General features: G+C 65.7%; 22 protein-coding genes. 11 read left to right on the top strand and 11 right to left on the bottom strand.

Translation table 11 applies throughout. The features are described 5' to 3' along the window. The 6 genes from vioB to U6115_RS08030 form a co-directional block, all read right to left on the bottom strand. Positions 1–2,997: an iminophenyl-pyruvate dimer synthase VioB gene (vioB, locus tag U6115_RS08055; protein WP_043574603.1), complete on the bottom strand. Its 2,997-nt coding sequence runs from the start codon at positions 2,995–2,997 to the stop codon at positions 1–3. Positions 2,998–3,046: 49 nt separating this feature from the next. Then, positions 3,047–4,306: a flavin monoamine oxidase family protein gene (locus tag U6115_RS08050; protein ID WP_043574599.1), complete on the bottom strand. Its 1,260-nt coding sequence runs from the start codon at positions 4,304–4,306 to the stop codon at positions 3,047–3,049. Between the two features lie 269 nt (positions 4,307–4,575). Continuing rightward, complete coding sequence (sph, locus tag U6115_RS08045; RefSeq protein ID WP_157889250.1) at positions 4,576–6,168, bottom strand: sphingomyelin phosphodiesterase; 1,593 nt, start codon at positions 6,166–6,168, stop codon at positions 4,576–4,578. Positions 6,169–6,699: 531 nt separating this feature from the next. After that, positions 6,700–7,278: a YceI family protein gene (locus U6115_RS08040; protein WP_043574592.1), complete on the bottom strand. Its 579-nt coding sequence runs from the start codon at positions 7,276–7,278 to the stop codon at positions 6,700–6,702. 30 nt (positions 7,279–7,308) lie between these two features. Next, positions 7,309–7,872, bottom strand: a complete 564-nt coding sequence (locus U6115_RS08035) for a YceI family protein (protein ID WP_043574589.1) — start codon at positions 7,870–7,872, stop codon at positions 7,309–7,311. A 23-nt stretch (positions 7,873–7,895) separates the two neighbouring features. Beyond that, positions 7,896–8,438, bottom strand: coding sequence for a cytochrome b (locus tag U6115_RS08030; protein ID WP_043574798.1), 543 nt, complete (start codon positions 8,436–8,438; stop codon positions 7,896–7,898). Between the two features lie 285 nt (positions 8,439–8,723). Here U6115_RS08030 and U6115_RS08025 point away from each other — a divergent pair, with 285 nt between their 5' ends. Further along, positions 8,724–8,924, top strand: a complete 201-nt coding sequence (locus tag U6115_RS08025; RefSeq protein ID WP_043574587.1) for a hypothetical protein — start codon at positions 8,724–8,726, stop codon at positions 8,922–8,924. On the opposite strand, the gene U6115_RS08020 is transcribed toward U6115_RS08025, so the two are convergent. Beyond that, positions 8,897–9,652, bottom strand: a complete 756-nt coding sequence (locus U6115_RS08020) for a class I SAM-dependent methyltransferase (protein WP_043574584.1) — start codon at positions 9,650–9,652, stop codon at positions 8,897–8,899. The genes U6115_RS08025 and U6115_RS08020 overlap by 28 nt on opposite strands. Before the next feature lie 273 nt (positions 9,653–9,925). On the opposite strand from U6115_RS08020, the gene U6115_RS08015 reads away from it, so the two are divergent. The 4 genes from U6115_RS08015 to U6115_RS08000 all read left to right on the top strand — a co-directional run bounded on the left by U6115_RS08015 (position 9,926) and on the right by U6115_RS08000 (position 15,095). Beyond that, positions 9,926–10,234 carry a DUF485 domain-containing protein gene (locus U6115_RS08015; protein ID WP_043574582.1) on the top strand — a complete coding sequence of 103 codons (309 nt, stop codon included), beginning with the start codon at positions 9,926–9,928 and terminating at the stop codon, positions 10,232–10,234. Next, a complete protein-coding gene (locus U6115_RS08010; RefSeq protein WP_043574580.1) occupies positions 10,234–11,913 on the top strand; it encodes a cation acetate symporter in 1,680 nt (559 codons plus the stop codon). Before U6115_RS08015 ends, U6115_RS08010 begins: the two co-directional genes overlap by 1 nt. Before the next feature lie 73 nt (positions 11,914–11,986). Continuing rightward, complete coding sequence (gene acs, locus U6115_RS08005; RefSeq protein ID WP_043574578.1) at positions 11,987–13,951, top strand: acetate--CoA ligase; 1,965 nt, start codon at positions 11,987–11,989, stop codon at positions 13,949–13,951. 166 nt (positions 13,952–14,117) lie between these two features. Beyond that, a complete protein-coding gene (locus tag U6115_RS08000; protein ID WP_080509339.1) occupies positions 14,118–15,095 on the top strand; it encodes a SphA family protein in 978 nt (325 codons plus the stop codon). A 28-nt stretch (positions 15,096–15,123) separates the two neighbouring features. Here U6115_RS08000 and U6115_RS07995 read toward each other — a convergent pair whose 3' ends face one another. From U6115_RS07995 to U6115_RS07985, 3 genes are read right to left on the bottom strand one after another with little or no spacing between them, the layout of a single operon-like run. Beyond that, positions 15,124–15,684 carry a DUF4865 family protein gene (locus tag U6115_RS07995; RefSeq protein WP_043574572.1) on the bottom strand — a complete coding sequence of 187 codons (561 nt, stop codon included), beginning with the start codon at positions 15,682–15,684 and terminating at the stop codon, positions 15,124–15,126. Then, positions 15,681–16,085: a tautomerase family protein gene (locus U6115_RS07990; RefSeq protein WP_043574570.1), complete on the bottom strand. Its 405-nt coding sequence runs from the start codon at positions 16,083–16,085 to the stop codon at positions 15,681–15,683. The genes U6115_RS07995 and U6115_RS07990 overlap by 4 nt, the downstream gene beginning before the upstream one ends. Positions 16,086–16,095: 10 nt before the next feature. Continuing rightward, a complete protein-coding gene (locus U6115_RS07985; RefSeq protein ID WP_043574568.1) occupies positions 16,096–16,410 on the bottom strand; it encodes a carboxymuconolactone decarboxylase family protein in 315 nt (104 codons plus the stop codon). A 105-nt stretch (positions 16,411–16,515) separates the two neighbouring features. On the opposite strand from U6115_RS07985, the gene U6115_RS07980 reads away from it, so the two are divergent. From U6115_RS07980 to U6115_RS07955, 6 genes are all read left to right on the top strand, one after another. Next, complete coding sequence (locus U6115_RS07980) at positions 16,516–17,412, top strand: LysR substrate-binding domain-containing protein (RefSeq protein WP_043574563.1); 897 nt, start codon at positions 16,516–16,518, stop codon at positions 17,410–17,412. A gap of 25 nt (positions 17,413–17,437) precedes the next feature. Next, positions 17,438–18,211 carry an electron transport complex subunit RsxB gene (rsxB, locus tag U6115_RS07975; RefSeq protein ID WP_043574561.1) on the top strand — a complete coding sequence of 258 codons (774 nt, stop codon included), beginning with the start codon at positions 17,438–17,440 and terminating at the stop codon, positions 18,209–18,211. Continuing rightward, the gene (gene nth, locus U6115_RS07970) at positions 18,208–18,840 is read left to right on the top strand and encodes an endonuclease III (RefSeq protein ID WP_043574559.1); all 633 of its coding nucleotides are present in this window, start codon (positions 18,208–18,210) and stop codon (positions 18,838–18,840) included. The genes rsxB and nth overlap by 4 nt, the downstream gene beginning before the upstream one ends. Positions 18,841–18,968: 128 nt before the next feature. Further along, a complete protein-coding gene (locus U6115_RS07965) occupies positions 18,969–20,429 on the top strand; it encodes a DegQ family serine endoprotease (RefSeq protein WP_080770209.1) in 1,461 nt (486 codons plus the stop codon). A gap of 152 nt (positions 20,430–20,581) precedes the next feature. Continuing rightward, the gene (locus tag U6115_RS07960; RefSeq protein ID WP_043574556.1) at positions 20,582–21,109 is read left to right on the top strand and encodes a hypothetical protein; all 528 of its coding nucleotides are present in this window, start codon (positions 20,582–20,584) and stop codon (positions 21,107–21,109) included. Positions 21,110–21,254: 145 nt separating this feature from the next. Next, positions 21,255–21,767 (top strand): hypothetical protein, encoded by a 513-nt coding sequence (locus tag U6115_RS07955; protein ID WP_052258016.1) that lies wholly within the window; start codon positions 21,255–21,257, stop codon positions 21,765–21,767. Positions 21,768–21,852: 85 nt separating this feature from the next. Here the strand turns inward: U6115_RS07955 and U6115_RS07950 are convergent, their stop codons facing one another. Continuing rightward, the gene (locus tag U6115_RS07950) at positions 21,853–23,250 is read right to left on the bottom strand and encodes an amino acid permease (RefSeq protein ID WP_043574553.1); all 1,398 of its coding nucleotides are present in this window, start codon (positions 23,248–23,250) and stop codon (positions 21,853–21,855) included. Positions 23,251–23,433 lie beyond the last annotated feature (183 nt).

Below are 23,433 nucleotides of genomic sequence, written 5' to 3'. Positions count from 1 at the left end.
TCAGGCCTCTCTTGTAAGCTTTCCACAAGCCAAATCCATCAGTTGCCGGCAGTAGAACGCCAGCAACTCCTTCGGCGCGTCCGCCACCCAGCCCGGCTCCAGGCCGGCCGCCTCATCCGCCAGCGCTTGGCAGCGCTTGGCCAGCATCTGGCATCCCAAGCTGTAATCGTCGAATACCTTGCAGTCGGCCGCCGCCGGCACCGGCGGCGCGGCGTTCCGCCCCGGCACGCCGGACGGCAAGTTCATCAGCGCGGTGGACAGCGGCCGCAGCAGGCCGGTCATCAGGTCTATCGCCGCGTTCATCAGCCGCGAGCGCCTGAGGCTGCCCGCCGGCTGCGCCGCGAAATGCTGCGCCATCATCGCGAACATCAATTCATAGCCGCCCTGGTACAGGCGCATCAGCGCGCGGGCCTGCGGCTCGGTCACCAGATTGCAGCCCTCGCGCGGCGCCAGCACCGCGTTCTTCAACGCCGGCAGCGCCGGCTCGAACGGAGCCGGCTGCGCCATCAGCCTGCCGGCCAGGCTGCGCAGGCGCTGGAAATGCGAATGTTCGAAGTGCGGCGAATCCAGCGCGCCGCCCTCGCCCTGTTCGGTGACGAAGCGGATGCCGAACAGCGCGCTGTCGCGGTCGAAGACTTCCAGCTGGTAGCCGGGAAACGCGCGGTTGGTCAGCTCATTGAGGAACAGATGGTGCTCGCCGCCGCGCTTGCCCGCCGCGCCGTCGAACAGGTCGGGCAATTCCTCGAAAGCCTGGCGGATGGACGCGTAGAAGGCGGCGATGGACTTGGCCGGCGAAGGAATGAACGCGGGCCATTCCAGCTTGATGAAGCGGGCCAGCACGTATTCGGAAAACGGCTCGAAGGAAAACTCGGTGTCGAGGCCGAACGCGCGCCGCGCCTCGTCCCCCACCCGCGCCGCGCCGGGGTGGAAGGGCTCGCCCAGCGCCATCAGCAGGTTGTTGACCACCAGGTAGTGGATCATCTCCTCGTGGGCTATCTCCAGGATCGCGCCGCGCAGGCCGCCGTCGCGCCGCCTGTCGCCGCCGCCGCAGGCCAGCTCCAGTTGCTCCTGGCTCCACGCGCCTGATTGCGCCAATTGCTCGCCCTGCGCGTAATTCGGAATGGAATAGGCGGCGTAGACGTACTGCAGCATGATGGACAGCTCGAGATCCACCGCCGTCTTCAGCGCTTCCACCAGTTGGGCGCGGTTCTCGATCCGCGCCGGCGCGCCGCCATCGGGCGCGGCGGACGGCGCCGCGCGCTCGACATTGGCCAGGTATTTCAGAAACAGTCCGGCCTTGGGCCGCGACAGCTCGCGGGTGCTGGGCATGTAGTAGCTTTTGTCGCGGTTTTGCGGATCGCACATCTGCCACATCAGCCGGGCGTAGGTCTCGCACTTGCAGCGGTCGGCCAGGCTGAACACCTTGTCCGACATGAAGGGATAGACCAGCTCGTAATAACTCATCACGTGCCGGTACAGGAAGGCGTAATCGACCTGCTCCGCCGGCACCTCGGCCAGCTGCCAGTCGTCCGGCAGGATGCGCAGGTTGACGCGCTGGACGCCGCCGTCCAGCTCGATGCGCGCGACGCCCGGCTTCAGGCCGGTAATCAGCCATTCCGCGTCGCCGTCGCGTTGCCGCGCCTCCACCGCCGCCTGGCCGTCGCCGACCACCTTGAACGGGATGGCCGGGCGCGGCCGGCGCTCGCCGCGGTAATAGCTTCTCACCGTGACGCGTTCGGGAAAGCTCAGGCCGCGCGCCGCGTCGGGCGCCTCCAGGTACAGGTTGTTGGCGTCGGTCTGCGACACCCAGTCCACCTCGTCCCAGCGCGCCAATTCGCTCGACAGCGACAGCGAGCCCTGCGGCGGATTGAGCAGCGGCACGTCGACGATGCCGTGATTACGCCAATAATCCAGGCAGGCCTGCTGCGGAATCCGCGCGACCAGGGCGCCGCCGCGATCCTTCAGCAGCAGGTCGCCCAGCGCCAGCTTGGGGCCGAGCGCGTGCGTCAGCCGGCCCGGCTCGTCGATGCGCGGCGCGCGTGTAGTGAACGGCAGCGCCGCGCACAAATTCAGCGACACCCGGTCATCGCGGATCTGCAGCGTCAGCGGCCCCAGGCCCGCGCCTGCGGGCTGCAGCAGCCGGCCGGCCGGATAGCTGGCCAGCTCGTCGCGCCGCCATACGCCCACCGTGCCGACCATGTCGTAGAACACCGGCGTGTCCGGCTGCCGCGGCGTGGACATGTTGAACAAGGTGTACTGGACAGTCAGTCCCAGCGCGTCGTCGTCTTCCAGCGCCCGCTGCAGCGCCTGCAGCGTCGCCGAGCCGTCATCGCCCAGATTGAACAGGAAATACGGATCGCTCTTGGGCAAGGAAAACTGGAACACCCGCACCCGGCCGAAATCGTCGTCCAGAAAGTGGCCTGAACGCTCGCAGACATGCCCGCCGCCCACCCAGCGCGCGCCGTGGGCCTGGTCGATGTCGGCGGTGAACAGGCTGGGCGCGTGGGCGGCGGCGCCGGGCGGGGAAATGACGAACTGCCCGGCGTAGATCTGCACCGCATCCGGCCGGGTGGGATCATTGTCCACCCAGCGCGCGCGGTTGAACGAGGTGCGCAGGTATTCGTTGTAATGTCCCCACAAGGCCAGCTTCGCACCGATCAGGCTGTCGTCGGCCTCGGCCGCGCCGGCCCTCGGCTCCACCGCGGTCACCACCGCGCCTTCCCAGGAGAAATGGTTGTTGCCGTTGGCGTTGTGGCCCAGCGCCAAGCTGAAGACGCCGTCGTCGGCAGGCTTGCCCTCGCTGTCGAAATGCGGACCCAGTTGCCGCAGATACTGGTGGAACTCGGCCGGCGGGCGCGCCAGGTCCACCGGCTGGCCGCCGGCCGACACCGTATTGCTGGCCATGTCGATATGGCCGTGCGGATCGCGGTTGGCGGTGGGCGCGTTGACGCGGGCGCAACCTCGGAAATGAAAACGCGGAAAGTCGAGAATGCTCATAGGGCTCCAGAAGGAATGGACTGCGACGGCGCGGCGCGAAGCCGCGGGCTCATCCGGCCATGCGCTGCAGCAGCAGCGCGCTGGCCGCCCTGGCGCTGAGCAGTCCGCCCTCCATCCAGCCGCAATGCTCGGTGTAGGCGTCGGAACAGGCGATGATGCCGCTGTCGCGGTTCAGCAAGGCCGGCGGGCGGTCCGCCGCCGCCGCGTCCTGGCAAAACTCGACGCCGTGCGCCCAGTACTTGTGGACATGCTGGCTTGGCTGCGGAATGCTGGCCGCCCCGATGCCCAGCGCCGCGGCCAGATGGACGCGCACCTGTTCCAGATAGCCGTCCTCGCCGTCGGCGACGCAGGCGCGCCAGTAAGCCGCCATTTCGCTGTCGGTATAGAAGAACACGTACTTGTCGCCCTTGAAGTAGACCTTGCGCAGCGGGTTGTCGACGATCAGCACCTGATCTTCCAGCTTGTAGTCGCGCCACCACGGCTCGTCATAAGACAGAAAACCCTTGAACAGCGGCAGCGAGCCATAACGGGAATGGCCCCAGGCCGCCGGGAAGTCCAGGTTGAGCCCGGCCATCGCCGACGGCGGAATGGCCAGGATCAGGTGCCGGGCGTGATGCGTCAGCTGCCAGCCGTCATCCCCCACCAGCGCCAGTCGATAGCCATCCTGGTCGCGCTCCACCGACGCCAGGCGAAAGCCCAGGCTGAACTTGGCGCCGCCCGCCTTGACCTTGTCCTTCATCCGCGCGATCAGGCCGTCGAAGCCATCCACGGCGGAAAACCACTGGTTGGCGTCGTTCTCGGTGAAGCTCTGGATTTCCGGATGCTTGCCGACGATGTCGTAGGCCATCTCGGCGGAGATGTTGGGCAGGAACAGCGCGTCGTAGCCCATGGACTTGATCATGCCGATCGCGCTGTCCATGCCCTGGTAGCGGCTGACGAAATTGAGGAAGGATTCCTTGCCATGCTCCTTCAGCCGCGGCGACAGCTCGCGCATCGCGCTTTTCAGCGTTTGCTGGACGCGGTTCTTGAATTTCAGCTGGGTGAAGGGATAGCGTTCGCTGCGCTGGCTGTAGCTTTGCATCACGCTCTGGAACTGCGGGTGCAGTTGCGGCGAGTAGCGGCCGGCACCCAGCTCTATCGCGGCCTTGCCGTCCAGGTTTTTCGAGCGGATGCGTCCCCCCGCCTCCGTCTGCATGTCGAAAATCCGCAGCGACAGGCCGCGGCAGGCGGGCGATTCCAGCAAATACGTCGCGCAGCTCAAGCCGCTGATTCCGGCGCCGACGATGCAAATATCCGAAGAGTGCTTCATCACGAAATTCCTTGGTTCATTCAATCGACACCCGCCGGCGGCGCGGCCGCCGACGGGTCAAAATCTGAAGGGGAATGGCTCAGCTCTTGCTCTTTGTCTTGCAGAATCGGGAACCGCGCGCCGCTGTGGCTGCCGTTTCCCGGCGGGCGGCAAGCCGCCCGCCATTAGTCATTTTGAATTTTTAATTCTAATTAAAAATGCTTTTGGAATTTAAACAACACTAGTCAAGTTGCATCCAATTCACAAGAATATTGTCGGACAGTTCAGCACTACCTGTTCCTAGTGACAGGCTTTCCATTTGAGAAATGCAACACCTCCGGCCGAGCGGCCAACCCCTGGCCGGCGTAAACCAGTTGCGCGCGCCAGTCCAGATATTGTCGCGTCGCGCCGATCCGCACTCGGAAGCGCTCGCCGTCGCCGACGGACGGCTGCCATAGATACAGCTGGTCGGCATGGCTGCCGCCGCTCCAGGCGGTCAGGTAGTAGTCGGCCGCGCGCGCCCAGTCCTTGAACGACACCACGTCGCCATCCTGCAAGCAGCCGTCGGCCCGGCTCTGATTGACCAGGCGCAACTCGGCGGACCGGCTGAGCGGACCCTGGGCGGTGTAATAGGCGTACTGGTTGCCGCCCGCTCCGCCCCACCAGGTCCAGAACCAGCCGGGCTGATCGGCGCGCTCCAGCCGCACGTATTCGCCGGAGCGCACGCAGCCGTTGTCGCGCATCGAGAAATTATTGGACAGGTTGAACTGTGCCTGCGGCCCCGCCTCGGCCGCGCCGGCTTTCAGCCAGCCGTCGTTGCTGCCGGCGCTTTGCACATAACGGCCGCTGGCCAGGTTTTGCAGGCTGACCTGGCGATAGCCGCCGGCCGGCGCGGTCAGCGAGCGGGTCGGCGTCGACGCGTCGGCCCAGGCGAAGGCCTGCACCGGGTAGTGGTCGCTGTAATCGGCGTAGGCGTAGGTTTGCTTCGCCACCGCCGACTGCGCCGTCCACTGCGGCGACGGCGCGTCCAGCGCCAGGTTGTGCCACATCCCCGGCTGGCGGTGGCCTTTGAGCAGCAGGATGTAGTCGATGTATTCCGGCGCGTCGCCGCTGCGCGCGCCGTAGCGCTCCAGCGCGATGCCGTTGCCGCGGGTGTCGAAACTATCCGGCATGCCGGCGTAGCGCGGCTCGCTGGCTTGCAGAATGTCGAGCATCGCCTGGTATTCGGCGCTTTTATGGCGATCGGTGTTCATGTCGCCGGCGATGATCACCGGCTCGTCGGCCGGCAGGCGGCGCGCCTGGACCCAGGCCGCCATTTCGCGCAGCTGGCCCTGGCGCACCGCGATGTCGGCATGATGGGCGCAGCCGCTGTCCTCCGACTGCAGATGAGTGCCCAGCACGTGGTAGAACCGGCCGCCGACATTGATCTTGGCGTAGGCGAAGCCTTTCAATGCCTGCCCGTCCCAGCTGCAGCCCGGCGTCTGGAACAGATACTGCCGCTTCTCGACGATGGGCCAGCGGCTGGCGATGGCCACGCCGCCGTCCTCCGGTTTCAGCGCGTTCCAGCCCTCGGTGCCGTCCCAGCCCAGTTGCGCGCGGCCTATCACCGGCGTCTGATAGGGAAACCGCGGCCGTAGCAGCGCCAGCAGCTTCTCCGAGGCGGCATTGTCCTGCAACTCCTGGAACACCAGCACATCCTGGCCTTGCAGGATGGGCGCGGCCGCCATCAGCTCGACGCGCCGCAGCTGGCCGTAATTGGGATACAAGGCCTGCGGCAGCAGCATCGCGTTCCAAGTGGTGAGTTTGAGATCGTCGGGATAGGCGGCATGAGCAGCCGCGGACAGGGCCAGAGCCCCGCATGACAGGAAACGCCAGGCTTTCATTTGACATCCTCGCAAGCGGTGGGAAAAGCGGATCAGTCTGGATAGCGCGGTTTTCAATACGGTTAATTTTTTAAAAATTAATACGTCAAAAGCATATTTGCGGAATTGGCCTGGAAATCCGGCCAGGCCATCCCGCCTGGCCATGCGGATCCGGCCGGCGGCGCGCCATACGCTGAGCCATCCACCCTGTCGTTTCGGCCGCTTGCGCGTGGGAAAGGAGCAAACCATGCATGCCGCGATGGTTCTGCAGGGCGGCATGGCGCTATAGGCCGCCTGTCTGGCGGCCGGCGCGCTGGGCTTCATCCCGCTATGGCTGATCGCCTCCGGGATCGATATGTGGCTGGGCGCCAGCCGCGCCGGCGACTCGGCGCGCGAGGAGCTGCCGATCTTCCTGCCGGCGTTCGGCGTGCCGGCGGCCGTCGCCGCCGCGCTGTCGCGGAAACTCCGTTGACGGCCGGAAACCAAAACAGCCCCTGGCCATGACGGACAGGGGCTGCTTGCGCCAACGGGCCGCGCGGGCCGGAGCCAGGCTTATTCGTGGATGGCTTCCACCGCGATGTCGATGGTGACATCGTCGCCGACATAGGGCGCGTACTTGCCGGCATTGAATTCGGTGCGCTTGATCTTGACGCTGGCGTTGGCGCCGATGGCGTCCTTCTTCAGCATCGGATGCTCTTTGTTGGTGAAGCTGGACAGCGCCAGCGTCACCGGCTTGGTCACGCCCTTGATGGTCAGGTTGCCTTCCACCGCGCTCGGCTTGTCGCCGTCGAACAGCACCTTGGTCGACTTGAAGGTGGCGGTCGGGAATTTGGCGGTATCGAAGAAATCGGCGCCCTGGATGTGGCCGTTGAACACCGGATAGCCGGTGTCCACCGACTTCATGTCGATGGTGACGTCAACCGAACCGGTCTTGGCTTCCTTGTCCAGCACGATCTTGCCGCTGGTCTTGTCGAACCGGCTCAACTGGGTGGAAAAGCCCAGGTGGCTGTAGGAGAAGCGCGGGAAGGTGTGGGTGCCGTCGATGACATAGGTTTCCGGAGCGGCCAGGGCGGCGCTGCTGAAGCCGGCGACGGCGGCGGCGGCCAGGGTGAGGCGGGTCAGTTTGTTCATTGCAGGTTTCCTTGTGGGGTGGAACGGCGTTTACTTGGCGCGGGCCAGCAGATGGAACTTGATCTGGATTTCATTGGCGACGGTGCCGAAATCCTTCCAGTCGCCCTCGCCAATGGCGAAGTCGGCGCGCTTGATGGCGAAGGCGCCGTCGAAGGCGGCGGCATTGCCTTGCGGCGTCATGACGGCGGTGGTGCTGACAGCCTGGGTCTTGCCCTTGATCGTCAGCTTGCCGTCCACCTGGAAGCGGTTGCCGCCCAAGGGCTTGATGGCGCTGGAAACGAAACGGGCAGTCGGGAATTGCTTGGTGTTGAACCAGTCCTTGTCGGCCACCTGGTCGTTGGCCTCGGCGGAGCCGGTGTCGATGCTGGCGATGTCGACATTGAACGCCGCCTTGGCCGCGGCCGGCTTGGCCGGGTCGAAATTCAGCTGCGCGGAAAATTTCTTGAAATGCCCCTGCATGCCGACGCCCATCTGCTTGTAGCCGAAGGCGATATTGCTCTTGTCCTGCTGGATGGAGGTGAATTCCACGGCATGGGCCGCCAGCGGCGCCGACAAGGCGGCGGCCAGCAGCAGCGCGGTACGGTTGATCTGCATGTTTGCTTTCTCCGGGTAAGGATTCAGGGTTTGACGCGCCAGGGCAGCATGCGCGTCAGCACGTCGTCCCTATCGATCAGATGATGTTTGAGCGCGGCGGCGACATGGCCGGCCACCACCGCGGCCAACAGGTAGTTCAGCACGGTATGCAGTCCAGCCAGCGAATCGCCCAGCGCCTTGTCCGGCGCGATCAGGTCCGGCAGCGGCAGCACGCCGAAGTAGACGGTCTGCACGCCCTTGGCCGAGCTCATCAGCCAGCCGGACAGCGGAATGGCGATCATCAGCAGGTACAGCATCGCGTGGCCGGCGTGGGCCATCGCCCGCACCGCGCCGCCCATGGCGGCCGGCAATGCCGGCGGGCGATGGGCGAAGCGCCAGGCCAGCCGCAGCCACACCAGCAGGAACAGCGTGACGCCGGACCATTTATGCCAGGAATAGATTTTCAGCTTGAACGGCGAAAACGGCAGTCCATGCATGTAGAAGCCGACGCTGAACAGACAGACCAGGCCGATGGCCATCAGCCAGTGCAGGAAGATGGCGGGAGAGGTGTAACGCGCTTGTGACATGAACGGCCTCGTGACGAATTCTGCGAATGCCCGGCGCAACGGCCACCGGATGACAGCCACTGTAAGCGGTTTTCATTGCGTGAAATAGTCCGCTTGAACGAATTGATTATTTCCGATTGATAAACAATGGCCGGAAAAAATTTCTGCCTGGCCAATAAAACATGGCCAAAACAATGCCAAATAAATATCACCAGCGAAGCATAAAACAAATTGACCATATAACCGCCACGCCGGTTCCATCCGCTGCTAAGCTGGGCGCAACAGTGACTTTCGCCTCGCCCCGCCATGCCTCAAGACGCCAGCAAGCCGCGCAGCGCGCCGCTGTGCCTGGGTTGCCAGCACTACTTCATCACTTACCGGCCGGGCTTCCCCTACGGTTGCCGGGCGATGGGCTTCGCCAGCAAGCGCGCGCCCTGCGTGGACGTGCAGGAAGCGTCCGGCCAGCCCTGCATCCGCTTTCAGCCCAAGGCCGGCAAGCCTGGCTGAGCATGGCCAAGCCGCATGATGATCTCGCGGCTGTCCGCGCGCCACTCGCCGCCTTGCCAGTCGCCTGCCACCCCGATGACGCGCAAGCCGGCCGCCTCGAGTTCGGCCGTCAGGGTCGGGGCATCGCAAAACCGCAATTCGGCATCCACGCTCCGCTCCCGCCCCTGATCCAGAAAACGATAATGGCTGCGATAAGCCACCAAGCCATCGCGCTCGGACAGCAGGCGATGGCTCAATTCCACCGCGCCATGACGCAGATGCACCGCCCGGCGCGGCGCCTGCCCTTCCCACTGCAGCCAGGCGAGGGCGTGCGGATTGCGGGTCTCGAACGCGAACACGCCGTCCGGCGCCAGATGGCGCTTGACGTTGCGCCATAGCGCGCGCCGATCGTCGACGCTCAGAAAAACCTGAACGGCGTGGCCGGCGCAGCAGATGAACTCGAAGCGCTCCGCCAGCTGGAAACGCCGCGCATCGGCCTGCAGCCAGCGCACTTTGCGCGCACCGGGACGCGTCCGCGCCACCGCCAGCATCGCCGCGGCCGGGTCCAGCGCCGTCACCTCGGCGTGGCGCGCCATCGCCGCCGCCAGCAAACCGGTGCCGCACCCCAGATCCAGCACCCGGCCGCCGCGCGGCGTCAGACCCAGGTAGTAATCGTTGTCCTCGCCCCAGCCGTTGAGCAGGTCGTACACCTCCGCCAACGCCTGCTCTTCGTACAAGCCGTTTGTCATTGCCGTCCCGCCTTCCTCGCCAGCCGCCTATGATGGCGTCACGCCGCGCGGCTGTCATGCCGGCGGAATCCCGGCCGAGCACGCCGCCATGCCCGACCTCAGATTTCGAGTAAAAATTCCAATGCATCATGTTGATTTCAATACAGTTTCAAGTGCAATCATCGGCATGACAAATTCGCCACATCAGAAAATACGATTAGATTCCCCCGTCTGTTGTCTCGTATGTTTTCTGCAGCGCCCCGCCAGGCGCCACACCTACAAAAGGAGGATGTCATGAATGAGGAGACACTGAAGAAGATTCAGTCCAATCCCAAATACCTGGAACTGGTCCACAAGAAGACCAGCCTGGGCTGGACCCTGGCCATCGTCATGCTGGCCATCTATTACGGCTACATTCTGATCCTGGCCTTCGACCCCGCTTTGCTGGGCAGGCCGCTGTACGCAGGCGCCACCATGACGGTGGGCATCCCGGTGGGCGTTTGCATCATCCTGTCCGCCTTCGTCCTGACCGGCGTCTACGTGCGCCGCGCCAACCGCGAGTTCGACCCGCTGACCCGGCAGATCGTCGAGGAGTCCAGATAATGCAGCCACGCAAACTAACCCTGGCCGCCGGCGCGGCCATGCTGGCGCCGGCCCTGAGCTGGGCGGCCGGCGCGATAGAAGGCGACGTCAAGCAGCAAGCCACCAACTGGCACGCCATCATCATGTTTTTCGTGTTCGTCGCCTTCACGCTGGGCGTCACCTACTGGGCGGCGCGCCGCACCAAGTCCGCCAGCGACTTCTACGCCGCCGGCGGCGGCATCACCGGCTTCCAGAACGGCCTGGCGATCGCCGGCGACTACATGTCCGCCGCGTCCTTCCTGGGCATTTCGGCGCTGGTGTTCGACAAGGGCTACGACGGCCTGATCTACTCGATGGGCTTCCTGGTGGGCTGGCCCATCATCCTGTTCCTGGTGGCCGAGCGGCTGCGCAACCTCGGCAAGTACACCTTCGCCGACGTGGCGTCGTACCGGCTGCGGCAAGGGCCGGTGCGCAGCTTCGCCGCGCTATCCACGCTGGTGGTGGTGGCGATGTACCTGATCGCGCAGATGGTGGGCGCCGGCAAGCTGATCCAGCTGTTGTTCGGCATGAGCTACGGCTCGGCGGTGCTGCTGGTGGGCGTGCTGATGGTCTGTTACGTGCTGTTCGGCGGCATGCTGGCCACCACCTGGGTGCAAATCATCAAGGCGGTGCTGCTGCTGGCGGGCGCCACCTTCATGGCGCTGATGGTGCTGGCCACCGTCGGCTTCAATCCCGAAGTGCTGTTCGAGAAAGCCGTGGCCGCCCATGGCAAGGGCATCGCCATCATGTCGCCGGGCAAGGCCGACCCGATCGACTCCATCTCGCTGGGCCTGGCGCTGATGTTCGGCACCGCCGGCCTGCCCCACATCCTGATGCGCTTCTTCACCGTCGCGGACGCCAAGGAAGCCCGCAAGTCGGTGTTCTACGCCACCGGCTTCATCGGCTACTTCTACATCCTCACCTTCATCATCGGCTTCGGCGCCATCATGCTGGTGCTGAACCAGCCGGGGATGATGGAAACGGTGATGAAGGACGGCAAGGAAGTGCACCAGCTGGTGGGCGGCAGCAATATGGCCGCCATCCACCTGGCCGACGCGGTGGGCGGCAACATCTTCCTCGGCTTCATCTCGGCGGTGGCCTTCGCCACCATCCTGGCGGTAGTGTCCGGCCTGGCTCTTTCCGGCGCCAGCGCGGTGTCGCACGACCTGTACGCCAGCGTGTTCAAGCACGGCAAGGCCAACGAGGCCGACGAGATCCGCGTCTCCAAAATCACCACCGTGGTGCTGGGCGTGGTGGCCATCGTGCTGGGCCTGGTATTCGAGAAGCAGAACATCGCCTTCATGGTGGGCCTCGCCTTCTCCATCGCCGCCTCCGCCAACTTCCCGGTGCTGTTCCTGTCGATGTTCTGGAAAGGGCTGACCACCCGCGGCGCGGTCATCGGCGGCCTGGTGGGCCTGGTCACCGCCATCGCGTTGATCGCGCTGGGGCCCGCGGTATGGGTGGAAGTGCTGAAGCACGAGCATGCCGTGTTCCCGTACAAGAACCCCGCCATCTTCTCGATGACGCTGGCCTTCGTCGTCACCTGGCTGGTGTCGCTGCTGGACAGCTCGCAGCAAGCCGCCGAAGAAAAAGCCAAGTTCGACGCCCAGTACGTGCGGGCGATGACCGGCATCGGAGCCAGTGGCGCCAGCAAGCATTAAATGTCATCATCATTGACATGCCGCGCGTCCGATGACGACGCGCGGCGATAACACAAAGACTCTGGAGAAACGCATGTCCACGCTAGATTCCATTCTCAAGGAAACCCGCAGCTTCGCCCCGTCGGAAGACTTCCGCCGCAAGGCCCAGATCAGCGGCATGGAGGCCTACAACGCGCTGTGCGAACAGGCGGATGATCACTACCTTTCGTTCTGGGGGGATCTGGCGCGCGAACTGATCACCTGGAAAAAACCGTTCTCCCGAGTGCTGGACGACAGCGCGGCCCCGTTCTTCAAGTGGTTCGACGACGGCGTGCTCAACGTGTCCTACAACTGCCTGGACCGCCACCTGGCCACCGACGCCAACAAGATCGCCATCATCTTCGAAGCCGACGACGGCGAAGTCACCCGCGTCACCTACGCCGAATTGCACCGCCGCGTCTGCCAGTTCGCCAATGGCCTGAAGAGCCTGGGCGTGAAGAAGGGCGACCGCGTGGTGGTGTACATGCCGATGGGCATAGAAGCGGTGGTGACCATGCAGGCCTGCGCCCGCATCGGCGCCATCCACTCGGTGGTGTTCGGCGGCTTCTCCGCCGGCGCGGTGCGCGACCGCATCCAGGATGCCGGCGCCAGCGTGGTGGTCACCGCCAACGAAGGCCTGCGCGGCGGCAAGAGCGTGGCGCTGAAGGCCACCGTCGACGAGGCGCTGAAGCTGGAAGGCGCCGAGTCGGTGAAACACGTGGTGGTGTACCAGCGCACCAATGGCGGCGCCGACTGGACCGACGGCCGCGACGTGTGGTGGCACAAACTGACCGAAGGCCAGAGCGAGGCCTGCGAGCCGGAGTGGATGAACGCCGAAGACCCGCTGTTCATCCTGTATACCTCCGGCTCCACCGGCAAGCCCAAGGGCATCCAGCACAGCAGCGCCGGCTATCTCTTGGGCGCGATCAACAGCTTCCGCTGGGTATTCGACTACAAGCCCAACGACGTCTTCTGGTGCACCGCCGACGTCGGCTGGATCACCGGCCACAGCTATGTCTGCTACGGCCCGCTGGGCAACGGCGCGACCCAGGTGATCTTCGAGGGCGTACCCACCTACCCGGACGCCGGCCGCTTCTGGCGGATGATAGAAAAGCACAAGGTTTCCATTTTCTACACCGCGCCGACCGCGATCCGCTCGCTGATCAAGCTGGGCGCCGACCTGCCCAAGCAGTTCGACCTGTCGTCGTTGCGGGTGCTGGGCACCGTCGGCGAGCCTATCAATCCGGAAGCCTGGATCTGGTATTACGAAACCGTCGGCGGCAGCCGCTGCCCCATCGTCGACACTTGGTGGCAGACCGAAACCGGCTCAGCGATGATCGCGCCGCTGCCGGGCGCGGTGCCGACCAAGCCCGGCTCGTGCACGCTGCCGCTGCCCGGCGTGATCGCCGACATCGTCGATGAGTCCGGCGCGCAGGTGGAGCCCGGCCGCGGCGGCTTCCTGGTGATCAAGCGCCCCTTCCCCAGCCTGGTGCGCACCATCTGGAACGACCCCGCCCGCTTCAAGAAAACCTATTTCCCGGACGAGTTCAACGGCCAGTACTACCTGGCCGGCGACTCCGCCAATCGCGATGAAAACGGCTATTTCTGGATCATGGGCCGCATCGACGACGTGCTGAACGTGTCCGGCCACCGCCTGGGCACCATGGAGATCGAATCGGCGCTGGTGTCCAACCCGCTGGTGGCCGAAGCCGCGGTGGTCGGCAAGCCGCATGACGTCAAGGGCGAAGCGGTGGTGGCCTTCGTGGTGCTGAAGGGCGCGCGGCCGGAGGGCGATGCCGCCAAAGCGGTGGCCGCCGAACTGAAGAACTGGGTAGCGCATGAGATCGGCAAGATCGCCCAGCCGGACGACATCCGCTTCGGCGAAAACCTGCCCAAGACCCGCTCCGGCAAGATCATGCGCCGCCTGCTGCGTTCCATCGCCAAGGGAGAGGAAATTACCCAGGACGTGTCGACGCTGGAAAACCCGCAAATCCTGGGCCAGTTGCAGCAAGCCCTGTGATTTCCCGCCGCCAGCCGGGGCCGCCAGGCCCCGGTTTTCTTTTGCCCGCGGCATGCCGCCGCTTGTCGCTATTATCCGCAACCAGACTGTGCGAAACTCGAACGGCATCAATTTGCGGCGCCCGCGCGGCCCGCATGGCGAATATGACCACCCGAGAGTTACCATAATGAAAACAACACCGGCCACCCCGCCGCTGGCGAAACTTCCCCTGATGAACGCCTGCCTCGCCGCCGCCTGCCTGCTGGCCGCCGCGCACGCCCGCGCCGACGAAGGCGGCATGAGCTACTGGCAACCCGGGCAGATCGGCACCTTCGCCGCCGTGCAGAACGACCCCGGACTGTCATGGTCGTTCAGCGCCTACCACGCCGAGGCCGACACCTCGAAAACCCGCAAAAGCCTGCGCGGCCGCACCACCAGCACGCTGCTGAGCACCCCGAGCGACCTGCTGTTCGTCTCCCCCACCTACACCTTCGCCACCCCGGTCGCCGGCGCGCAGGCGGCGGTATCGCTGACCGGGCTCTACGGCCGCACCGAGGTGTACACCGAGGCCGACACCACCACCGCCCGCGGCAAGCCCCGCAGCCAAAGCAGCGACGACGCCCGCGACGGCTTCGGCGACCTCTACCCGATGGCGACGCTGAAGTGGAATCGCGGCAACCACAACTACCTGGCTTATGCCGCGCTGGGCGTGCCCGTCGGCACCTACAACGTCGACCGGGATGCCAACCTGGGCAGCAACCACTGGTCGTACGACGCCGGCGGCGGCTACACCTATCTGAACACCCAAACCGGCACCGAGTTTTCCGCCGTGCTGGGACTGACCCTCAACCAGACCAATCCCGACACCCAGTACCGCAACGGCAACGACGCCCACCTCGACGTCTCGCTGTCGCAGTTCCTGAACGAAGACTTCCATATCGGGCTGGTCGGCTACGCCTACCACCAGCTAAGCAACGACACCGCCCCCGGCATAGGCAGGAAAGACCTGAAATCCCGCGTCGCCGGCCTGGGCCCGCAGCTGGGCTACTTCTTCCCGGTGGGCAAGAAAAAGTGGTACGCCAATCTGAAGGCCTACGACGAGTTCGACGCCAAGAACCGCACCGCCGGCTGGAACGCCTGGCTGACGCTGTTCGTGCCGATCTGACCCGCCCCCGGATCGGACGCCCGCGCCATCACGCCGCGCCCGGCGACACGCGTCCCACGCGGTAATGTTCGCGCCCCGGCGCCTGCGCGGCGGGCGCTTCGCGCAGCAGCGCGATGCGGGTGAGCGTCCACGCCGCGGGATCGAAAGCGCTGGCCGCCGCCAGCGCGCCGCCATCCAGCAACTGCGTCCGTCCCCAGCCATCCTCCGCCGCGCGCCGGGCGGCCAAATCCTCGCCCTCGGCCAAAGCCAGCCGCTCTATCACCGCGTGGCGCGCCGCCGCCACATTGTCCTGCCACGCGCCGAACCATGCCACCGCGCTTTGCACCACCGGCCGGCCGAACGATGCGCACAGCGCGGCGAAGCCCGGGCCGGACAGGAAGTCGCGCATGCCTTCCGTCGTTCGCCACAGATAGAACGGCGCGTAGACGTTGGCTGCCGCCCCGTCCTCTCCCGCGCGGCAATACAGATAAGCCTTGAGGCCCAGTCCCGGCAGGCCGTCGGTCAGATGGCCGCGCTCGGCGATGCGGCGCTCGATGATCTCCATCGGATAATCGGCCGGCAGCGCGATCCGGTAGCGCATGGCTATCATGGCCGCAACTCCTCGGCGCTCAGCGTCGAGGCCTGGCGGCCATGGCTGAACGACCAGTTGTCCATCTCGCCGTCTATCAGCACCACCATCAGGTCGGCGGGCGACAGGCCAGGCGACACGCTCAAGCGCTCGGCCATCCTGGCGTAGAGCGCCGCCTTGGCCTCTTTGGTACGCGGCCGCCCCAAATGCAGCGTCACCAGCACGAAGTCGTCGGAGCGCGGGCCGCCGCCGTAATCCGGGTCGATGATCATCTCTTCGGCCTCGTGCTGATGAATCAGTTGGAAACGGTCCTTCGGCGGCACGGCGATGCACTCCGCCATCGCTTGGTGGATGCCGTCGGCCAGCGCGCGCAGATATTGCGGCGGCTTGCCTTTGCGCAGGGAAATGCGGGCATAGGGCATGGCGTTCTCCTTATTTGGTTTGCGAGGTCAAAGCCGCGTCCAGTTGCTCAAGCGCGGCGGTGGCGGACGGCCAACCGGCGTAAAAGGCCAGATGGGTCAGCAATTCGCCCATCGCCTCGGCGCTCAGGCCGTTCTCCAAACCGCGGCGCAAGTGAAAGTCCAGCGCATGCGGCCGGGCCTGGCCGATCAGGACGGCGATGGTGGCCAGGCTGCGTTCGCGCGGGCTCAAGCCCGGCCGCCGCCAGACATCGTCGAACAAGACCTGGCGGGACAATTCCGCCAGCTTGGGGGCCAGCCGGGGCATGGCGTCTGCATGGTTAAACATTCCTGGCTCCTTGGGTTGGGATGGCCATTGCACTGTAAACCAGTCACATCATCCTTAAAATCAGATATATTTTTACAAATAGTTCCAAATTTCAGGATGGTTATCATGAGACGGACTTTATTGGATCTGGACGTGCTGGCCAGCCTGGCCAGCGGCGTGGAACTGGGCAGCTTCGCCCGCGCGGCCGACAGGCTGGGCCGCTCCACCTCTGCCATCAGCGCTCAGATGAAAAAGCTGGAGGAGCAGGCCGGCGTGGCCATTCTGCGCAAGAGCGGCCGAGGCCTGGAGCTGACGCCAGCCGGCGAGGTACTGCTGTCCTACGCCCGCCGGCTGCTGGAGCTGAACGACGAGGCGGTGGAAGCGACGCGCGGCGCCTCATTGGCCGGCTGCGTGCGCCTGGGCCTGGCCGAGGATTTCGGCGAAGGCGTGCTGCCGCTGGCGCTGGGACGTTTCGCCCGCGCCTGCCCCGAGGTGCGGGTGGAAATGCGGGTGGCCCGCAGCCAGGAATTGCAGCAATCGGTGATGGCCGGGGAGCTGGATCTGGCGCTGGCCTGGGATTCCGGCCCGCGCGCGCCGCACAGCGCGGCTATCGGCCGCTACGCCGTGCACTGGATAGGCCCGGATAGCGGCCCGCTCCCTCCCGGCCCGCTGCCGCTGGCGCTGTTCGACCCGCCCTGCGTCATCCGCGCCCAGGCCTGCGGCGCGCTCGACCGCGCCGGCCGCCCCTGGCGCATGGCGGCCAGCGGCAGCAGCCTGGCCGGGCTGTGGTCGGCGGTGCGCGCCGGGCTGGGCGTCAGCGCCCGCACCGCCATTCAGCTGCCGCCCGGCCTGCGGATTCTGGACCCGGCCCAGCACCGCCTGCCGCCGCTGCCCGCCATCGATCTGCTGCTGTGCCGCGCCGAAGCCCGGCCCGCCGCGCCGGCACAGCGCCTCCACGACATCCTGCTGGCGCAATTGACCGCTCCGGGTGTTGAAGCGGAAGCGCTTAACATCGATAATTAACGGTTTTTGAAGCGGAATTCCAAGCATGCCCGTGATCAGCCTCGTCGAACGGATCGACGCCCTCCTGCCCCAGACCCAGTGCGGTCAGTGCGGCCATGCCGGCTGTCGTCCGTACGCCGAGGCGCTGGCGTCGGGCCAAGACCCGCTCAACCGCTGCCCGCCGGGCGGCGAGGACGGCATCCGGGCGCTGGCGGCATTGCTGGGCAAGCCGGCCATTCCTTTCGACCCTGCTGGCCCGCAGCCGAAGCCGCGCGCGCTGGCGGTGATCCGCGAAGACAGCTGCATAGGCTGCACGCTGTGCATCCAGGCCTGTCCGGTGGATGCCATCGTCGGCGCGGCCAAGCAGATGCACACGGTGATCTCCGATGAATGCACCGGTTGCGAGCTGTGCCTGGCGCCCTGTCCGGTGGACTGCATCGACATGATCCCGGTGGCGGACCCGGCCGACGGCGAGCGCGCGCAAGTGATGGCGCGCGCCGGCCAGGCTCGCCTGCGCTACGAGCGGCGCCAGGCCCGCCAGGCGCGCGACCAGGCCGACAAAGCCCGCCGCCTGGCCGAGCGCGCCGCCGTGGCGGCCCCGGCCGGCCCCTCCCCCGCGCCGGCCGCCGCTCAGCCCGCCGGCGCAGCCGCCGACAAGAACGAGCTGATACGCCGCGCGATGGAGCGGGCGCAACAACAGGCGGCCAGCGCGCCGCCGGCGACCGCCGCCAACGACAAGATGGCGCTGATCCGCGCCGCCATGGAGCGCGCCGCCGCGATGCGCGCCGCGCAAGACCCCGCCGACAAGGACAAGAAGTGAACGCCGCCAAACGCAAAGAGATTTTCCAGCGCCTGCGCGACGCCAATCCGCACCCGGCCACCGAACTGGAATACAGCTCGCCGTTCGAACTGCTGATTTCGGTGCTGCTGTCAGCCCAGGCCACCGATGTCGGCGTCAACAAGGCGACGCGCCGGCTGTATCCGGTAGCCAACACCCCGGCGGCGATACTGGCGCTGGGCGAGGAAAGCCTGGCCGACTTCATCAAGACCATAGGCCTATACAAGACCAAGGCCAAGAACGTGATCGCCACCTGCCGGCTGTTGCTGGAAAAGCATGGCGGCGAAGTGCCGCAAACGCGCGAAGCGCTGGAGGCGCTGCCCGGCGTCGGCCGCAAAACCGCCAACGTGGTGCTCAACACCGCCTTCGGCCATCCCACCATCGCGGTGGACACCCATATCTTCCGCGTCGCCAACCGCACCCGGCTGGCGCCGGGCAAGGATGTGCGCGAGGTGGAGGACAAGCTGGAAAAGTTCGTGCCCGCCGAATTCAAGGTGGACGCCCACCATTGGCTGATCCTGCACGGCCGCTACGTCTGCAAGGCGCGCAAGCCGGAATGCGAACGCTGCATCATCGCCGACCTCTGCGAATATCCGGCAAAACCGTTATGATAAAAATGGAGCGGAAACTCGAGGCCGATGACAACAAACGCATTGAAAATGCGCCGCCCCGCCCCCATTTATCGTTGAGAATCAGCTTGCTACCAAAAGGATTGCCCGTGACAACGAGTCTTCGCATCATGGCCGGCGCCCTGCTCGCGGCGTCGTTACTGTCCGGCTGCGACAGGATCGAGCAGTTAGTCAAAGGCAACAGCCAGCCAGCCCCCGTCGCCATTCCCGCGCAACAGGACGGCCGCGTGGCCATGCTGCTGCCCGACTTCACCCAGCTGGTCAGCCGCGACGGCCCGGCGGTGGTCAATATCCAGACCACCCGCGAGAACGCCGCGCCGCAACAAAGCAGCAATATGCCGTTCCCGGTGCCGGAAGACGACCCGCTATACGACTTCTTCCGCCGCTTCATGCCCAACCAGCCGCAACAGCCGGACCAGAGTCCGGAGGAAAGCATTTCCTACGGTTCGGGCTTCATCATCAGCAGCGACGGCTACGTGCTGACCAACGCCCACGTGGTGGCGGACGGCGGCCAGATCCGCGTGATGCTCACCGACAAGCGCGAGCTGCGCGCCAAACTGGTGGGCCTGGACAAGCGCAGCGACGTGGCGCTGTTGAAAGTGGAGGCCGCCGACCTGCCGGTGGCCAAAATCGGCAACCCGGCCGATTTGAAAGTCGGCGAATGGGTGGCCGCCATCGGCGCGCCGTTCGGCTTCGACAACACCGTCACCGCCGGCATCGTCTCGGCCAAGGGCCGCAGCCTGCCGGACGAAACCCTGGTGCCCTTCATCCAGACCGACGTGGCGATCAACCCGGGCAACTCCGGCGGCCCGCTGTTCAACCTGCGCGGCGAAGTGGTCGGCATCAATTCGCAGATCTACAGCCGCTCCGGCGGCTTCATGGGCATTTCCTTCGCCATTCCGATCGACCTGGCGATGCAGGTGGTGGACCAGCTGAAAACCAAGGGCAAGGTCAGCCGCGGCCAGCTGGGCATCAACATCCAGGAAGTGACGCAGGAGCTGGCGCAATCGTTCGGCCTGCAGCGGCCATCCGGCGCGCTGGTGGTGCGGGTGGATCCGAAAGGCCCGGCGGCCAGGGCCGGCCTGCAGCCCGGCGACATCATCCTCAAGCTCAACACCCAGGCGATAGACAGCTCCAAAGACCTGCCGATGCTGGTGGGCGCGCTGGGCCCCGGCACCCGGATCAAGCTGGTGATCTGGCGCAAGGGCTTCGAAAAGACGCTGGAAGCCACGCTGGTGGAACAAGCGCCTGACGCCGGCAGCCCGGCCAAGCCGGCCAACGACACCGTGCCGCAAGGCTACCAGTTCGGCAAACTGGGCCTGACGTTGTCCGAGCTGACCCAGGAGCAGCGCGCCGACCTCGGCATCCGCGGCGGCCTCTTGATCCAAAAGGCGCAGGGCCCGGCGGCGCGTTCCGGCCTGCAGCCCGGCGACATCATCATGGGCCTGAACCAGAACGACATCACCAGCATCAACGCCTTCGAAAAAGCGCTGTCCAGCGCCGGCGGCCATGCCGCGCTGCTGGTCAAGCGCGGCGAATCGGTGCTGTTCATCGCGCTGCGCACCGACTAAGCCGGCATCGCGCCAAACCAAACGCCGCCCCTCTATCCGGAGGGGCGGCGTTTTTCATGCCGGCCGCGCCTCAGTCAACACGATGGCATGCGGCCAGGGAAAAGTGAGCCATACTGCAGCGAGACATCCCCAGCCGCGAACAGGAGCCACGCATGTCCGACAGCAACCGCGCCACCTGGAATTTCCTCGCCGACACTTACTGGTACGTGACCCAGCCCGACCTGCCGGCCTTGCGCTTCGACCCCGGCGACAATGCGCTGAGCTGGCAGTCGGACCAGACGGTCTGGCACATCTCCGGCTACCGGAACGGCTATTTCTGGGGCGTATGCTCTGCGCTGCTGACCGACCCCGGCGCAGAAGGCGGCACGCCGCAGCTGCGCAGCCTGGTCGGCACAGTCACCGCCGACGGCGCGCTGCAGATCAGCTTCGTCCGCGACGGCGCGCTGCGCGATTCGGTGATCACCGGCTTTGGCCGCCTGCTGCAATGGGACGGCGAATGGGCATGCCAGATGCAGATGACCGCCGCGGCTAGCGGCGGCCAGACGCTGCATTGGGCCAATATGCGGCAAACCCGCCCGGGCGACCCCAGCTGGGACCAGTTGCCCGGCACCGGCTACTCCGTGCCCGACATGCTGGAGGGCGCCAGCTACCCGCAGTTTTCAACCGACCAAGCGGCATGACAAAAAAATTTACATAAAACCATGCTCAATCACAAAGCATGGATGTATATAATTTCCGGACGCGCAGGCAAGCCGCATGGCGGCCCGCGCGCCGCGGCTGCCGCCCAGGCAGCGCCCGACAAAACCCACCGGAATGCTAGCTGACATGACCGCCATCGCCCTGCCCCCTTCCCTGTTGCCCGCGCTGGGCATCGCCGCGCTGGTGATCTGGCGCCTGTACTCGCGGATACGCCGCATGGTGGGCCGGCAACGGCTGTCGCCCATTCGCCCCTGGCTGACCGTGATCGTCTTCCCGCTCCTCCTCGCCGGCCTCGCCCAAATGTCGCATGCGCATCCCGACAAGCTGCTGATGCTGCTGGCCGGCGCCGTCATCGGCGCGCTGCTGGGCCGCTACGGCATCCGGCTGACCCAGTTCGAAACCACCGAACAGGGCCGCTTCTACACGCCCAGCCTGCACTTGGGCATCGCGCTGTCGCTGCTGTTCATCGGCCGCATCGGCTACCGCCTGGTTTCGCTCTACCTGTCCGGCGGCTCGCTGTCCGCGCCGCCGGCCGGCTTCATCGGCCATCCGCTCACCTTGCTGATCTTCGCCATCCTGGCCGGCTACTATGCGTCCTACGCCATCGGCCTGCTGCGCTGGGCGCGCTCGACCGCCTGAACCGCCTCTCGCAAAGAAACAAAAAAGGCGAAACCGATGACGGTTTCGCCTTTTTTCGTCATCCGGCCGTGGACCGGAATGCGCGTCACGCCGGATTGTGCAGCAGCGAATTGCGCCGTGAGTAGCCGAAGTACACCACCAGGCCGATCACCAGCCAAGCGGCGAAGCAGGTCCAGGTCAGCAGCGACAGCTGGGTCATCAGGAAGCCGCAGCACAGGATGGCCAGCGCCGGAATGGTGGGCACCGCCGGGCAGACGAACTTGCGCGGCAGGTTCGGTTCGCGCTTGCGCAGCACGATCACCGACAGCGCGATCAGCGAGAAGGCCGCCAGCGTGCCGATGTTGACCAGCTCGGCCAGCGTGTGCAGCGGCACGAAGCCGGCCAGCAGCGCGATGATGGTGCCGATCAGCCAGGTGGCCTTGTACGGCGTGCCGTATTTCGGATTCACATCGGAGAAGATCTTCGGCAGCAGGCCGTCGCGGCTCATCGCGAACAGGATGCGGGTCTGGCCGTAGGTCATCACCAGAATCACAGTCATCATGCCCAGGATCGCGCCCAGGTCGACAAAGCCGGCGAACCAGTCCAGCTTGGCCACCTGCAGCGCCAGCGACACCGGATGGTCGACGCCGGCGAACTGCATGTAGGGCACGATGCCGGTCATGATGGCGGCCACCACCACGTACAGGATGGAGCACACCGCCAGCGACCAGATCACGCCGCGCGGGATGTCCTTGGCCGGGTTCTTCACTTCTTCCGCCGCGCAGGTGACCGCGTCAAAGCCGATGAAGCTGAAGAAGACGATGGCGGCGCCGTGGAACACGCCGGAGAAGCCGAACGGCAGCGCCGGCTGCCAGTTGACCGGCTTGACGTGCCAGACGCCGATGGCGATGAACAGCAGCACCACGGCCACCTTGATCAGCACCACGATATTGTTGACGCGCTTGGACTCCTTGATGCCGAAGGCCAACAGCCCGGTGATGATCATCGCGATGCAGAAGGCCGGCAGATTGAACAGGGTTTCCTTGCCCGGCACCGAGCCGGCGGCGGCGGTGAGCGCCTGCGGCAGCGTGACGCCGAAACCGGACAGCAGGCTCTGGAAGTAGCCGGACCAGCCGACCGACACCGCCGACGAGGCCAGCAGGTATTCCAGCAACAGGTCCCAGCCTATGATCCAGGCGATCAGCTCGCCCAGGGTGGCGTAAGCGTAGGTGTAGGTGGAGCCGGAAATCGGCAGCATGGAGGCGAATTCGGCGTAGCACATCGCCGCGAAGCCGCAGGCGAAGGCGCTGATGACGAAGGAAAGCACCAGGCCGGGGCCGGCGATGGTGGCGCCGGTGCCGGTGAGCACGAAAATCCCGGTGCCGATGATGGCGCCGATGCCCAGCATGGTAAGGTCGAACGCGGAGAGCTCTTTTCGCAGCCCGCGCGAAGTCTGAGCGGTTTCCAGCATTCCCTGGACGCTCTTCTTGCGCATCAAACTCATTGTCTACATATCCCGTATGTCGCCGATACCGGCCCGCCCGCCGCTGCGCTTGGCCGCGGCTGGCTGAAACGACGAGACGCCCGCTGTCCAGGCGGGCGCCTCATGCTCGGATTCGGCTGTTGTGATCTGATTTGTCCCTGCGCCGCCGCCCTGTCGTTTGCAGGCCGTGTCAGCGAAGGTTTC

Source organism: Chromobacterium subtsugae (assembly GCF_035919665.1).
GTDB lineage: Bacteria > Pseudomonadota > Gammaproteobacteria > Burkholderiales > Chromobacteriaceae > Chromobacterium > Chromobacterium subtsugae.
Note: the sequence above shows the minus strand (reverse complement) of the source record. Positions and strands in the feature narration are given on the sequence as shown.

Coding starts and splice junctions, on each gene's coding strand:
- vioB (WP_043574603.1), bottom strand. CDS start 2,997: ATGAGCATTCTCGACTTTCCGCGTTTTCATTTCCGAGGTTGCGCCCGC.
- U6115_RS08050 (WP_043574599.1), bottom strand. CDS start 4,306: ATGAAGCACTCTTCGGATATTTGCATCGTCGGCGCCGGAATCAGCGGC.
- sph (WP_157889250.1), bottom strand. CDS start 6,168: ATGAAAGCCTGGCGTTTCCTGTCATGCGGGGCTCTGGCCCTGTCCGCG.
- U6115_RS08040 (WP_043574592.1), bottom strand. CDS start 7,278: ATGAACAAACTGACCCGCCTCACCCTGGCCGCCGCCGCCGTCGCCGGC.
- U6115_RS08035 (WP_043574589.1), bottom strand. CDS start 7,872: ATGCAGATCAACCGTACCGCGCTGCTGCTGGCCGCCGCCTTGTCGGCG.
- U6115_RS08030 (WP_043574798.1), bottom strand. CDS start 8,438: ATGTCACAAGCGCGTTACACCTCTCCCGCCATCTTCCTGCACTGGCTG.
- U6115_RS08025 (WP_043574587.1), top strand. CDS start 8,724: ATGCCTCAAGACGCCAGCAAGCCGCGCAGCGCGCCGCTGTGCCTGGGT.
- U6115_RS08020 (WP_043574584.1), bottom strand. CDS start 9,652: ATGACAAACGGCTTGTACGAAGAGCAGGCGTTGGCGGAGGTGTACGAC.
- U6115_RS08015 (WP_043574582.1), top strand. CDS start 9,926: ATGAATGAGGAGACACTGAAGAAGATTCAGTCCAATCCCAAATACCTG.
- U6115_RS08010 (WP_043574580.1), top strand. CDS start 10,234: ATGCAGCCACGCAAACTAACCCTGGCCGCCGGCGCGGCCATGCTGGCG.
- acs (WP_043574578.1), top strand. CDS start 11,987: ATGTCCACGCTAGATTCCATTCTCAAGGAAACCCGCAGCTTCGCCCCG.
- U6115_RS08000 (WP_080509339.1), top strand. CDS start 14,118: ATGAAAACAACACCGGCCACCCCGCCGCTGGCGAAACTTCCCCTGATG.
- U6115_RS07995 (WP_043574572.1), bottom strand. CDS start 15,684: ATGATAGCCATGCGCTACCGGATCGCGCTGCCGGCCGATTATCCGATG.
- U6115_RS07990 (WP_043574570.1), bottom strand. CDS start 16,085: ATGCCCTATGCCCGCATTTCCCTGCGCAAAGGCAAGCCGCCGCAATAT.
- U6115_RS07985 (WP_043574568.1), bottom strand. CDS start 16,410: ATGTTTAACCATGCAGACGCCATGCCCCGGCTGGCCCCCAAGCTGGCG.
- U6115_RS07980 (WP_043574563.1), top strand. CDS start 16,516: ATGAGACGGACTTTATTGGATCTGGACGTGCTGGCCAGCCTGGCCAGC.
- rsxB (WP_043574561.1), top strand. CDS start 17,438: ATGCCCGTGATCAGCCTCGTCGAACGGATCGACGCCCTCCTGCCCCAG.
- U6115_RS07965 (WP_080770209.1), top strand. CDS start 18,969: ATGGCCGGCGCCCTGCTCGCGGCGTCGTTACTGTCCGGCTGCGACAGG.
- U6115_RS07960 (WP_043574556.1), top strand. CDS start 20,582: ATGTCCGACAGCAACCGCGCCACCTGGAATTTCCTCGCCGACACTTAC.
- U6115_RS07955 (WP_052258016.1), top strand. CDS start 21,255: ATGACCGCCATCGCCCTGCCCCCTTCCCTGTTGCCCGCGCTGGGCATC.
- U6115_RS07950 (WP_043574553.1), bottom strand. CDS start 23,250: ATGAGTTTGATGCGCAAGAAGAGCGTCCAGGGAATGCTGGAAACCGCT.